The following is a 12,595-nucleotide window of genomic DNA, read 5'->3' on the forward strand; positions in this document are numbered from 1 at the left end:
AGTAATATCACTAATTAACTCAAGACATTACCACCATAGACTATTTTAACATTCAGTTACCGATTGCTGAGGCTGTTTTTGGGAATAAACCTTCTGCACCCGTTCGAGTTCCAAATCACTGAGATAATCAACAGTCCAGTTACAGCAGCGCTGGAGCATGTGGAATGGGTATGTATTCGCTACCCCAACAACTTGCATTTGCGATCGCTTCGCCGCTGCTATACCTGCTGGGGTATCTTCAATTGCCAAACACTCGTATGGTTGAAGATTCAATTCGGGATATTCTTGATTCAGGCGTTTCACTGCCAATAGATAACCATCGGGTTCTGGTTTACTGCTGGTGATGTCGTCACCCGCGACGATAATTTTAAAATGTTCGGCTAGTTTGGCGCGATTGAGTACCAATTCTATTTCTTTGCGAATTGCGCCACTAACTAAACCTAGTTTCAGATTCCGCGATCGCACCTGAAATATTAAGTCTTCTACACCCGGATATAAAGGCAGTCTCTCTATTTTCTCTAGTTCCACCGTATAAGCTTGGGCTTTGCGGTACAGCAACTGAGTTAAATAGTTTTCGTCAGCTACTCTACCACGATTAGCGAGTAATTGCTGAAAACAAGCGCGATCGCTGCGTCCTAAAGAAGCTTGACGCTCGTCAACCCTTTGAGGTTGGAGATTTTCTTCAATGAGAATCTCATCTATCAGTTGCAGGTGGATTGGCTCATCGTTAATGATGACACCATTAAAATCAAAGAGAACTGCCTTTAAACTCATACCATTATGCCAAATGCTGGAGAACCAAGTCCCTCCAAATCATTATTATCTATTGTGGTATCTATTGATGTCGGAGTGTACTGGCGGACATTTTCGGTTGCGATCGGTTTAATGCTGCTAGTTACTTGATGTATCTACCATACATCCAGCGATCGCACAGCTTCAAATCCGGCTGCACCCAATACCAGGAATACTCTCGATATATCTGCGATTCCAGTTTTTTTAATACATTTTGGAAACATAGCGTTTCCTAATCACATGAGGTACATCTTAGCCCCCTCTCGAAGAGCGGGGAGGGGGTTGGGGTTCTTGTACCTCATAAGGGCCGAGAACCGCTATATCTGCTTTCTCTCTGTGGCGATCGCCTTGACGTTTGTAATCTAAAATGTTACTTTTGTAGTATAAGAATGTTACTCCTAAAAGTAGTTCTTCAGCTTCACGAAAATTGAGGGAGCCAAATGAAAGACAATACAACATTTAAATTGCTACAACTAACTAGGTAATGGCTTATAAAGCATAGGGATAATTATCAGTGCCCTATACTCAATCCCAAATCTAAAATTTAAAATCCAAAATAGAATAAATTATGCCCTACGAAAAGTTAGAAATTACCACACCAACACCAGTATTATCTTGGGCAAATCACTCTTTGGGCCCAGAAGAAACTAAGATGGCAAAGAATATGGCATCGCTACCATTTGTGTTTAAGCACATAGCGTTGATGCCAGATGTTCACTTAGGAAAAGGTGCCTTAGTGGGTTCTGTAATTGCGACCAAAGAGGCAATTATACCGGCTGCTGTCGGTGTGGATATTGGTTGTGGGATGAGCGCTATCAAAACAGCATTTACCGCTGAACAACTAGAAGGTAAACTGAAGAAAATCCGCTTGGATATTGAAGCAGCAATTCCTACTGGATTCAACGAAAACAAAGACGTTGAAAAATCTGTCACCAACTGGCAACACTGGGATGATTTTAAAGACTTGCATCGCGGCGTGCAAGACCTACAAAGTAAAGCAATGAAACAGATGGGTTCTCTCGGTGGAGGAAATCACTTTATTGAAGTGTGCCTTGATACAGAGAATCAAGTTTGGCTGATGTTGCATTCTGGTTCGCGCAACATCGGCAATAAACTAGCCCAGTGTCATATTCACACAGCCAGAGAATTAGCAAAAATGGCAGGTAATAAATTGCCTGACCCAGATTTGGCTCACTTTGTCGCTGGTACGCCAGAATTCCAAGCATACTGGCACGATTTGCAATGGTCACAAAACTATGCGCGTGTCAACCGCGATGTGATGATGGCGCGTTTTAAGCACATAGTTGAGAAGCATTTAGCAGGTGGGAAGGCAACTAAACCTTTATTGCAAGTTAATTGTCATCACAATTACGCTGAAAAAGAAGTGCATTTTGACGAAGATGTATACGTTACTCGTAAGGGTGCAGTTCGCGCCCAGACTGAAGATTATGGGATTATTCCTGGTTCGATGGGGGCAAAGTCTTTCATCGTTAAGGGTAAAGGTAATGCCCAGAGCTTTTGTTCTTGTTCCCACGGTGCAGGGCGTTTGATGTCTAGAAATAAGGCTAAAAATGTCTACACGCTTGATGATTTGATAGAGCAAACAAATGGTGTAGAATGCCGCAAAGATGAGGGTGTATTAGATGAAATTCCTGGTGCTTATAAACCGATAGAACAAGTTATGGAAAATCAAGCTGATTTGGTTGAAATTGTAGCAACACTCAAGCAAGTTCTTTGTGTGAAAGGATAAATTAGTTAGGGTGGGTAATGCCCGCCTTTTTTATTTTTTAACCGAGTACCGTGGGTTTAAATCCCCCGGTTCAAAAAATAAGCAAGTTTTGGGTCGGGGTCTAAATTCTTATGACAAAACTTAATTAGGAATTACGAATTACGAATTATTTAAACGCAGAGGCATACTGAGGTAAGCGCAAAGGTACGCTGAGGAATAAATGATTGTTTTAAGTGAATCAACTGAACAAATAGAGGCATCTGCCAGCGCTAGCGAAAATAAATTAATGACTGAGGCTGCCCAATTATTAGGGTGTAAAGTCTACCATATCCCGCGAGATTTTGAACGGTGTGGTACGGCAGAAAATGCTCTATGGCACATTCCTAATTATCCTCAAGCAACTGCTGGTATCTGGATAGGATATATTCCTGAGTTTGAGCGTTACAAAGCCATATATCACGCAGCCTTGGCTAAGGGCATAAAACTACTTAATACTCCTTTAGAACACCAGACAGCACTAGAGTTTGACCTATTTTACCCTCACTTAAAAGGATTGACACCTGAGAGTTTGGTAATTACCTCTACAAACGAATGTATTGAGGCTGGTGAATTATTGGGATTTCCTCTGTTTGTCAAAGGCGCAGTTCAATCTAGAAAAATGCAAGGATGGGAGTCTTGTGTAGCGAATAATCAGGAGGAATTAGTCAGACTGACAGAATCGTTATTAAAATTTAAATCTGGTTCACGAGGTAGAGTTATTGTTAGGAAATTAGTAAAGTTATGGCATAAACGCCTAGCCCCAAATCGCTTTCCAATGGGAAGAGAATTTAGATGCTTTATTTATAATCAGCGAATTCTAAAATATGGATATTATTGGGATGGGCAAGATGACTTGAGCAAGTTATCAAAACAAGAAGAGACGCAAGTATTAAAGTTGGCAGTCCTAGCCTCTGAACGCCTTGGTGTTCCTTATATAGCAATTGATATCGGGCAATTAGAAAGTGGAGAATGGATAGTGATAGAAACAGCCGATGCACAATTTGCTGGTCTGAGTCACATTCCTGCACTTGAGTTATGGAATAAGTTAAAAGATATACGCTGATCATTGGGAGCGATGTCTACGACGGGCTATTCGGCGTCGCCCTATTGAAATTATCCCACAGCGCCGAGTCTGCGATCGGTAAATTCTTTATCTGCGAATGGCACTCAAAGCAGAGTATCGTCAAAAAATTGAAGCAAAAGCAACAGAGCAAGGTGCTTGGTATGAAAATCTGACTTTTTTTGTAACTGGTCGAAACGTTTAGAGCAAACTCTAACTTTCTACTCTATTCAGCCAATTCATCAAATCAGCTTCACTGGCGAAATCTAGTAATACTTCACCCAAGTCCTCTAACTGAGCCAGGGACAACTCTTGCAACCGAGATTGTAATTGAGAATTAATTGAACCAAGCCGACGAGTTAATAGACGCATCACTAGCCTCAATTCTGATTGCCTTCCTTGTTCAATGCCTTGTTCAATGCCTTGTTCAATGCCTTGTTCAATGCCTTGTTCAATGCCTCGTTGTCTCCCTTCTTGCAGTCCTTCTTCAAGAATTTCTTGATAAATAGCAGATTCTCTCATATCTTCTCTCCTCAAAAACTGACGAATTAGTTCTGGCTCAAATACCAACCCTGCTAGTAGTTGGGTACATACCGAAATACTCTGCTTGATGGCTGCTTCTTCAATCATACTCACCTGAACTGCTACCTGTTGAAGTAAGCTTTGAGGAGAATCTGTTCGCGCCAAAGTTGCCAGAGGTAATAAACCAGGAGATAACAGTAACGGTTCTGGATCTTGTTCCCAAATTCGGATGACGCGGTAACGGTGGGTAGTATTGCGGGCAGTAAATTCATTTACAAATACAGCTTCTGAAGTTGTGGGTTTAAGGAAAATCACTACCTGCTCGATATCGCAATTGTATTGTCGATATAGCCGCACCCAATAATCCAACATCCGCAGTGGTAAGGGTGGTGTCGATGCTGGTAAGGTTTGAAACTCTAAATGCAGTATTTGATTGGCAGTTTGCAAAAAGGTTACTGAGTCGGCACGAATTGGTTCTTGATTTAATTCTGTTTTGAGAATCTGGATATCTGTTGCATCAGATGCTAATAAGTAGCGGATAAAATCTTCTGGATACTGCTCAACCAGATATTTCAGGGTGTTGTCGTATGTCACTTTGATATCAGTTTGGACATCAGAAATTTAAGTTTATACCAATTTGAAAAAAGAATGTAACAGATACAAAAGAAGGAAACCTAGATTAAATCAGGCTTTCTTAATTTTGAATTGGTATTAGTTATTGTTTGTTGTTAGCGCTACTCTACGACAAACTGCTGTTCGCAGATAGCGCTAACATTTAAATTTGGTGTCTTTTCAAAATTACATTGTCAAAGATTGAGGATTCGTCTCAATCAATTTCGCTAAATCTTGCAAGAACGCCGCAGCATGGGCACCGTAAATAATCCGATGGTCGGAAGTAATATTAACTTGCATTTGTTGCCGCACGCCAAATAAACCGTCGGGTGTTGCTACCACTTGCGGACGGGATGCCCCGATCGCTAAAATTGAACCTTGTCCAGGCGGTAAAATCGCATCAAATTTGTCTACGCCAAACATCCCCAAATTGGACAGGGTAAAAGTACCACTGTTGTATTCTTGGGGCTGTAGTTGTTTTGCTCTCGCACGTTCTACCAAAGACTTCCAAGTACGCGATAGAGAATATATATCCACTGCGTCGGCATTTTGCAGCACAGGCGTAATCAATCCGCCATCATCCATCGCTACTGCTACGGAAATGTTGATATCAGAATGATAAACAATACCCTGCTCTGAGTAGCTAGCATTTAACAATGGGTGTTTTTGTAACGTCACCGCTACAGCTTTCGCCAGTAGCGCTGTCATTGTCACGCCTTTGGATTTAATTTGTTTATAAAGTTTGTCTAATCCATCGGTGGTAATTGTATAACCAACACGGAAGACGGGTACGGATATGGTAGCTACCATATTCCGCACTACGGCATTTTGGAAGGTAGTTAGAGGCACGATTTGACCAGGAACAGCCGCTACTACGGTTGCGGGTGCTGGTGTCCGAGGTGCTGGGGGTGCAACTGGGGCGCTGATTGGTACGGGTGCTGCTGGGGCAACTGGGGCAGTAGCGGGTTGTTTGCCCTGATTGGACAATGCTTCGACATCTTCGGCGACAATGCGACCGTGGGGGCCACTGCCTTGGAGTGTAGTTAAATCAACTTTGAGTTCTTTAGCTAATTTGCGGGCACGGGGGGAAGCTACAAGCCTTCCTTCTTTGTGGTTAGACCCGTTTTGAGACGCTAAGGCAGGTATTGCGGCTGAGGCTGTAGCGGCGATTGGTTCAAGGGAAGAGGTAGTAGTAGCAGCCACGCCGCCGGAATTGGCAAGAGATTTCGCCTGTTCAATTTCAGCTTCCGTTTCGGCGATGAAGGCGATCGCAGATCCTACCGGGGCAGTTTCACCAGCTTCAACTATGATATGGGCAAGAAATCCCTCGTAAAAGGTTTCTACATCCATATCTGCCTTATCTGACTCTACAACCACCACTGTTTCGCCTTTTTCCACCTTGTCACCTGGCGATTTCACCCAGGAAACGATTTTGCCTTCCGTCATGGTAGAACTCAGAGCCGGCATAAATACTTCGTGAATGCTCATAGGGTGGTTTGGGAATCAATGGTTTATGGACTTTAACAGCTTTTGTCAGATCGAATTGTATCTTGGTGGGAGAGTTTTGGACTGTTTATATTTTAGGTTGGGCATTGGGCATTAGCTTTTGACTAATGACTAATAGGAACCTAAATATAACTTAGAGGTCTATAGGACTTGTATTTTATTTTTGAAAAAACTTAGTACACATCTGTTCCCTATTCCCTGTTCCCTATTCCCTGTTCCCTTGCTATTTATAGCAACGGACAAGAAGGTTAGGACATTAACTGATGATAAAACCTATATACAAACAGACTTTCAACCCAGTCCCCAGTAAAGAGTCCCCAGTCCCCTGCTATATATTCCTCATAACCACTGCTTAAGATACAGAAGCTTCTCACAGCTAGAAGATATGGGATGCAGTTCAATTTAGAATTCAAAATTGGTAATAAACCTATTTGAAATTCCTGTTTACTTTTATGTCGGCAAAGTTGAAATTCTTTTTGATTGTGATACTAGGTATCTTTGCCACTGCTGGCGCTGGAGTTTATATTATCCAGCGCCAGCCATCTGCACCGATTGTTGAGACTAGTAATGGGCAAACCCAGCAGGTGGCAGCAATGCATCAGTCTCAAGAGGTTGTGGGATACTCAGAACGTTCCGATTATAAAACTATACCTCTAGAAAAGATCAACTCATCTCTCCAAGGTAGTGATCCTGCTACCCTCGCCCTGAATGCCTTTGACGACATAGGATCAGCAGCAGGAACGCGAAAGGTAGAGGTAGATTATCCGCAACGAAATCAGGCTTTTGTGACGATTACGGAAATCAAGCGGGGTGATGATTCAGTTAGTGTTAAATATCGAGTTGAGATGACCACTTTTGGGCGATCGCTTTTTATTAGCTCTCCTCCAGTGTGGCAAATTGTTTGGGCTGGAGTAAGGAGTTAGTTAGGAGTGAGGAGTGAGGAGTGAGGAGTTAGGAATTTAAACTCATAACTCATAACTCATAACTCCTCACTCCTCACTTTTTAAATGTCGCCGCGAATTTCTTCTACAACGCCATCGCGCAGAACGATTTCGACCTGCATTTTACTAATCAGGTTATCACCGGTTTCTACCCGAAAAAAGCCTTCCATTTGGAATTGGTTAACTTCCTGATCTTGCTGGAGAAACTGCACTTGCTGGAGGTTTTGCAGCAACTGATTTTTCTGCTCTAGGAGTTCACTTTTCTTTTGATTGACTTGGAGTTGGATATTGTCAATTTGTTGGAGGGTCTGAGGGCCAGGTGGTTGCAGACTCTGCTTTTGAATTGCAGCGATCGCTCTTTGTCCTTCGACTTCTAGCTGTTGCAGTTGCTGGTCGATTTGATTGATCTGCGTTTGCAGCTGCTGTTGTACTTCCTCTTTCCAGAGGGGAGTAACAATGACTTTGACGTTAACGACGCGTTTCAGGAGCAAATTAGATTTGGAGACATCCATAAATATTTCACGTTCACTCTTTACAGTTAGCAGGTGGAATCATCAGGCAAACATGCCGTCAATAATATCGCGATAGCGTTCGGTGACGATGTGTCGGCGAACTTTCAGTGTTTGTGTCATCAAGCCATTTTCGATGGAAAACTGTTCCAGAATGAGTTTGAACGTTCCGATGCGGTCATCCGGTCGAAAGCCTGGACGATTTTGCACTTCCCGATTCAATTCTTGCCGAAATAAATCCTGGATCATTCTACTCTCCAAGTCAATTTTTTGACTAGGTGAGGAAGTCACCTGATCATTCTGCGTATCCAGTGTCAGATTCTGACTTGCTGCCCATTTTTCTATGGCTTCGAGATTGGGGACAATTAAGGCTCCCAGGCTGCGCTGATCTTGGCCGACGAGCATAATTTGATCGATGTATGGCGATCGCAAACACGCATCTTCAATCGGCTGCGGCTCGATGTTTTCCCCGTTAGTCAATACAATCGTATCCTTCGCCCTGCCAGTCAGCACCAAGTCGTCTTGTGGTGTCAGCCAACCCAAATCGCCGCTATCAAACCAACCTTCCGCATCAATTGCTTTCGCTGTCGCTTCGGGATTTTGGTAATAGCCTTGCATAATCTGCGGCCCCCTCAACAATACCAAGCCTCGCTTCTCTACTGGTAGAGGCGCTTTTGTCTCAGGATCTACGATTTTAGCTTCTGTTGCCGGAAGTGGTAGCCCTGATGCACCAATCAAATTTCGCCAAGGACGACGAACATGGGTAACAGGAGAAGTTTCTGTCAAGCCATAACCTTGCAAAATCTGCACACCAATAATTTCAAAGAAGTTATCGATGTGTCTGGGAAGGGCACCACCGCCGCTAATCATCTGCTTAACTTCTCCTCCTGTGGCTTCCCGCACTTTGGCGTAAACCAGTCGTTCTCCCAAGGCATGGAGGGGTAATAAAGCTGATGCTTCTATCCTAGCTGCTAATCCTTCGACGGCGGAAGCATGAAGATTATTTAAATTCAACCCTTGAGCAACTCGCCGTGCTTTGATATATTTTTCGCTAATGCCCAATAAAAAGTTAATTAGGCGTTGCTTATTCGCTGGTTGTTCGCGGAACTGCTTTTGCACTCCTTCATAAATTGATTCCCACAGGCGGGGTACACCCACCATATAGTTGGGTTTAAATTTTCTCAAATCCCCTTTCACAGAGCGCAAGTTGGTATAAACTTGGGTGCAACCCTGAGATAGTAGGTAATATTCAACAGTTCGCTCGTAGCTGTGCCACGAAGGTAGGATGCTGAGAACGATATCGCCCACGTTTGGTTGCAATACTGTCCCAAAGGTGATCACTTGGTGCATCAAGTTGTTATAAGACAGCATTACACCCTTGGGTTTACCTGTGGTGCCAGAGGTGTAAATTAGGGTTGCCAGAGCGTCACGATTTTGCTTGACTGGCACAAAATTATGATTTACCCCAATTTCGATTAACTGGGTAAAGTTCAGCACCTTTAGGGTTTGGTCTGTTGGTGGTGCTTCATCGGAAAGTAAGATTACCAGTTGAATTGGTAAATCATTGAGGCGATCTTGCAGTTTTTTAAGTGTTTTTAAATCCTCAACGACGATCGCTGTGCTGCCACTATTAGCGATGATAAACAGCAGTTCTTCTTTTTCCGCTTGGGAGCTACGCACCACATCAACTCCCCCAGCCGTCATTATCCCTTGATCGGCAATAAACCAGCGAGGACTGTTGTCAGCAATTAGGGAAATGCGATCGCCTACCTTTACTCCCAACGCCTGCAACCCAGCAGCAAATAGTCGTATTTGCTCTGTCAACTGGGTATAATTAATTACTACTTCTGGTTTAGCGTGAGGGCTGCGGAGAGCGACAACATCACCAAATCGTTGAGCTGCTAAAGGCCAAATTTCTGGCAGCGATTCCACATTTGTGTAATCTACCAACCGCTTTAATGCCTGCCGTTCTCGCTCACTGATGTTAGATAAAAAAGAAGACACGGTTTGGGTTTTTGACATAACACCTTACCTAAATATCGTAAACTGATCGTTTTCCAGTTTATTTTGTTATTCCGCTACAATAGCCATCCTTATTATCCACATTCACTTCTGTATAGGATAATTCCAGGAATTCCACGTTTATATTTACAAAAATTTATGTTAAACTTAATTTACATAGATTGCAAGCAATAGATTGACTGAACATCAATGCTAGACATACATTATGCTTGCATCTAAGAACAGCGATGTCTACGACGGGCTACGCCTACGCCTATTTTTCACAGGAGATGATTACCTATGAAACTGATAGACGCTACACTGCTAACGCTAATCAATATTGCTGCTTGCGTGGCGTTCCCTAAACTTGTAGCTATCCTTCTGGCTGATAAAACCAAAGTGACTGAAACGTTATCAAATGGTTCAAAATTACAAACAGCCAGAGTCGAACTTACTAGTTTTCCTTATTGTACAGCTTACGTACTGACAGGTAGCCAATTTTGTAAATTTAGTCCTGATTTCTGTGCCAAATGTTCTCCGAATTGATGGACTATTTGCAAGTAAAAATTCCTCAGTACTTCCGACAACCAGCTATTCAATTAACTCTTCAACACAAATTCATTCTAATTTCGAGAGGCTCAGATCCCCGACTTCTTCAAGAAGTCGGGGATATTTTTGTTCGTAACTCCTGCACGGATTTGGGAAAATAATGAGTGTGCTAACTGTGACCTTCTACTTTTTTAGGACTTACGCACTATACAAAATCATCATGATGTGCATTAACAAAAATAGGTTGTTTCAGGCTTTGATTAATTATTTTTTGATCGTAAATAGACCATGCTGTAGGGGTTTAGCAATGCTTTACCCCTACGAAAGATGTGGTTATTCACGTTACACATATTTACTATTTATTGTCAATGCGTAAGTCCTGTTTTTGTTGTTTTAATGAAAAACGAGAGTTTGATTATTTATTTGTTCTGGCTGTAGTTATTTTCGGTCTGACGATAATAAAAAATGCCAGCAAAGTAAAAACTAACATTTGCCAAGTCACCAAATTCCAGCCACCAAGATTCCAGCATAATAGACCAATGCTAGTACCTACAGAACCGCCGATAAAATAGGTAGTCATGTAAACTGTGTTGATGCGACTATTCGATTGAGCATCAAGAGTGTATATCCTTGCGACATTGGTGACTTGGATTGCCTGTACACCTACATCTAGTAACAATACAGCAACAGCGATCGCCAGTGCAGAATTAGCAGCAATTTTAGCAATTACTAAACTTACAATCACGAGCGATACAGCAATAGTCAAGGAACGTTGGGAGTTACCTTGATCAGCTAGTTTACCAAAAACTGGTGCCATCAATGCACCTGCGATCGCTACAAAGCCATACATCCCAATTGTGTCAGATTCAAAATAAAAAGGCGTTCCAGCTAAATGGAAAGTCAGCGTTGTCCAAAATGAGCAAAAGACACCAAACAATAACCCGCCAATTAAAGACGCTTCTCTTAATAATGAAAAACGTTTTAATTGGTAAAGTGTTGATTTTAATAATTCCAAATAATAACCATTAAATTCATTTTCGACATTCGGTAAATATATCTTGAGTAAGACAATAACAATTAAAATCATTACTGCCGAAAATCCATATACATAACGCCAACTCAACCATTCAGCAATATATCCACTAAAAACCCTTGCTCCTAAAATTCCAATCAATATACCAGTAAAAATGTTGCCTACGGTTTGGCCTGTAGTTACTCTATCTATACTTGCTGCTAAAGGAAGAATAATCTGAGCCGAGACTGTCGCAATCCCAATTGCTATGCTCAATATCCAAACTTCAATGATGTTTTGTGAAAACGTCATGGCTATCAACAAACAGAACAAACATATCAGTAAGCAAAGAATTAATTTTTTCTTGTTAATTTTATCGCCCAAGGGGATTAAAAAGAAAAGCCCAAAACCGTAACCAACTTGCGTAAGCACAGATATGCTACCCGCTTCGCCTTCACTGACTCCAAAAGATGATGCAATATCTTTGAGGATTGGCTGATTATAATAAACGTTAGCAACACAGACACCAGCTGCGATCGCCATAATCAGTACTTGGACTTTAGTTAATGGCTTACTTAAGATTTGTTTTTCCATTCAACCTAAAATTTATACAGGAAAAAACTGGTTTACAGTACAGCTAAAACCAGTCAATAAAGGAGAAATTATAATATCGCTACTAAATAGAGTTTCTACCAATTTCAATTGATTTTGTTCACGCCGATAGACCTCTAGTTTACGCGATCGCCAATCAGCAATCCAATATTCTTTTACTCCTCTGGAAGAATAAAGTTTAAGTTTAGCTTCCTTATCTCGTCTTAGGTCTTCCTTAGTAGCAGACAAAACTTCGACTACTAAATCTGGTGCGCCAGTTAAATGTCCCGCTTCATCCAATGTTAGCGCCAAGGTTTCTTTAGTAGCCCAAACTACATCAGGAATCACATTATCTGATTCGGAAAACAAAACGCCTGGGTTGATTACAGCTTCTCCTAAACCAGTAAACTCTGACCAAATGTTAAGCTGTTGGAAAATTCTGCCACAAGTTTGCTGATGTTTAAAGTGAGGTGCCCTGGTCATAAATAATTCTCCATCAACTATCTCGTAGCGCGTCCCTTCATTTTCTGCGAAGAGTTCTACATCCTGAGTTGTCCAGCGTACTCCTGTATTAAGCATCTGACTCATTAGTTAACTCCTTTAATCTTGCTCTTGTATTTTAATCATAAGAGGATGTTTGAAAATTCACAAAGTATATTAGACAGGGCTATTTTTTTCTAGACAGAAACCGCCGAGAAAGGCTTATATTATGTCCGCCAAATTACCCATAAT

Annotated in this window: 11 protein-coding genes and 1 pseudogene; 3 read left to right on the forward strand and 9 right to left on the reverse strand. The window is 41.8% G+C overall.

Translation table 11 applies throughout. The annotated features are described in order from the left end of the window. Positions 1-45: 45 nt before the first annotated feature. The 3 genes and pseudogenes from HWQ41_RS01480 to HWQ41_RS01490 form a co-directional block, all read right to left on the reverse strand. The gene (locus HWQ41_RS01480; RefSeq protein ID WP_292759287.1) at positions 46-774 is read right to left on the reverse strand and encodes an HAD family phosphatase; all 729 of its coding nucleotides are present in this window, start codon (positions 772-774) and stop codon (positions 46-48) included. Next, positions 771-956, reverse strand: a pseudogene (locus HWQ41_RS01485) (methyltransferase type 11); the annotation flags it as partial. The gene HWQ41_RS01480 and the pseudogene HWQ41_RS01485, both read right to left, overlap by 4 nt. A gap of 88 nt (positions 957-1,044) precedes the next feature. Next, positions 1,045-1,251 carry a hypothetical protein gene (locus tag HWQ41_RS01490; protein ID WP_292759290.1) on the reverse strand — a complete coding sequence of 69 codons (207 nt, stop codon included), beginning with the start codon at positions 1,249-1,251 and terminating at the stop codon, positions 1,045-1,047. Between the two features lie 109 nt (positions 1,252-1,360). Between HWQ41_RS01490 and HWQ41_RS01495 the strand changes: the two genes are divergently transcribed. Further along, positions 1,361-2,542, forward strand: a complete 1,182-nt coding sequence (locus tag HWQ41_RS01495; protein ID WP_292759293.1) for an RtcB family protein — start codon at positions 1,361-1,363, stop codon at positions 2,540-2,542. Positions 2,543-2,741: 199 nt separating this feature from the next. After that, complete coding sequence (locus HWQ41_RS01500; protein ID WP_292759296.1) at positions 2,742-3,623, forward strand: ATP-grasp domain-containing protein; 882 nt, start codon at positions 2,742-2,744, stop codon at positions 3,621-3,623. 210 nt (positions 3,624-3,833) lie between these two features. Here the strand turns inward: HWQ41_RS01500 and HWQ41_RS01505 are convergent, their stop codons facing one another. Together HWQ41_RS01505 and HWQ41_RS01510 are read right to left on the reverse strand one after the other, a co-directional pair. Further along, the gene (locus tag HWQ41_RS01505) at positions 3,834-4,736 is read right to left on the reverse strand and encodes an Rpn family recombination-promoting nuclease/putative transposase (RefSeq protein WP_292759299.1); all 903 of its coding nucleotides are present in this window, start codon (positions 4,734-4,736) and stop codon (positions 3,834-3,836) included. 204 nt (positions 4,737-4,940) lie between these two features. Beyond that, positions 4,941-6,242 (reverse strand): dihydrolipoamide acetyltransferase family protein, encoded by a 1,302-nt coding sequence (locus tag HWQ41_RS01510; protein ID WP_292759302.1) that lies wholly within the window; start codon positions 6,240-6,242, stop codon positions 4,941-4,943. A gap of 470 nt (positions 6,243-6,712) precedes the next feature. Here HWQ41_RS01510 and HWQ41_RS01515 point away from each other — a divergent pair, with 470 nt between their 5' ends. After that, on the forward strand, positions 6,713-7,183 hold the full coding sequence (locus tag HWQ41_RS01515; protein WP_292759305.1) for a hypothetical protein: 471 nt from the start codon (positions 6,713-6,715) through the stop codon (positions 7,181-7,183). A gap of 80 nt (positions 7,184-7,263) precedes the next feature. Here the strand turns inward: HWQ41_RS01515 and HWQ41_RS01520 are convergent, their stop codons facing one another. The 4 genes from HWQ41_RS01520 to HWQ41_RS01535 all read right to left on the reverse strand — a co-directional run bounded on the left by HWQ41_RS01520 (position 7,264) and on the right by HWQ41_RS01535 (position 12,451). Then, on the reverse strand, positions 7,264-7,713 hold the full coding sequence (locus HWQ41_RS01520; protein ID WP_292759308.1) for a YlqD family protein: 450 nt from the start codon (positions 7,711-7,713) through the stop codon (positions 7,264-7,266). Positions 7,714-7,755: 42 nt separating this feature from the next. Further along, the gene (locus HWQ41_RS01525) at positions 7,756-9,732 is read right to left on the reverse strand and encodes an AMP-binding protein (protein ID WP_292759311.1); all 1,977 of its coding nucleotides are present in this window, start codon (positions 9,730-9,732) and stop codon (positions 7,756-7,758) included. Between the two features lie 943 nt (positions 9,733-10,675). Further along, complete coding sequence (locus HWQ41_RS01530) at positions 10,676-11,866, reverse strand: MFS transporter (RefSeq protein ID WP_292759314.1); 1,191 nt, start codon at positions 11,864-11,866, stop codon at positions 10,676-10,678. 12 nt (positions 11,867-11,878) lie between these two features. Beyond that, positions 11,879-12,451, reverse strand: coding sequence for a Uma2 family endonuclease (locus HWQ41_RS01535; protein WP_292759316.1), 573 nt, complete (start codon positions 12,449-12,451; stop codon positions 11,879-11,881). Positions 12,452-12,595 lie beyond the last annotated feature (144 nt).

The organism is Nostoc sp. NOS(2021), assembly GCF_017115025.1.
Lineage (GTDB): Bacteria > Cyanobacteriota > Cyanobacteriia > Cyanobacteriales > Nostocaceae > Nostoc.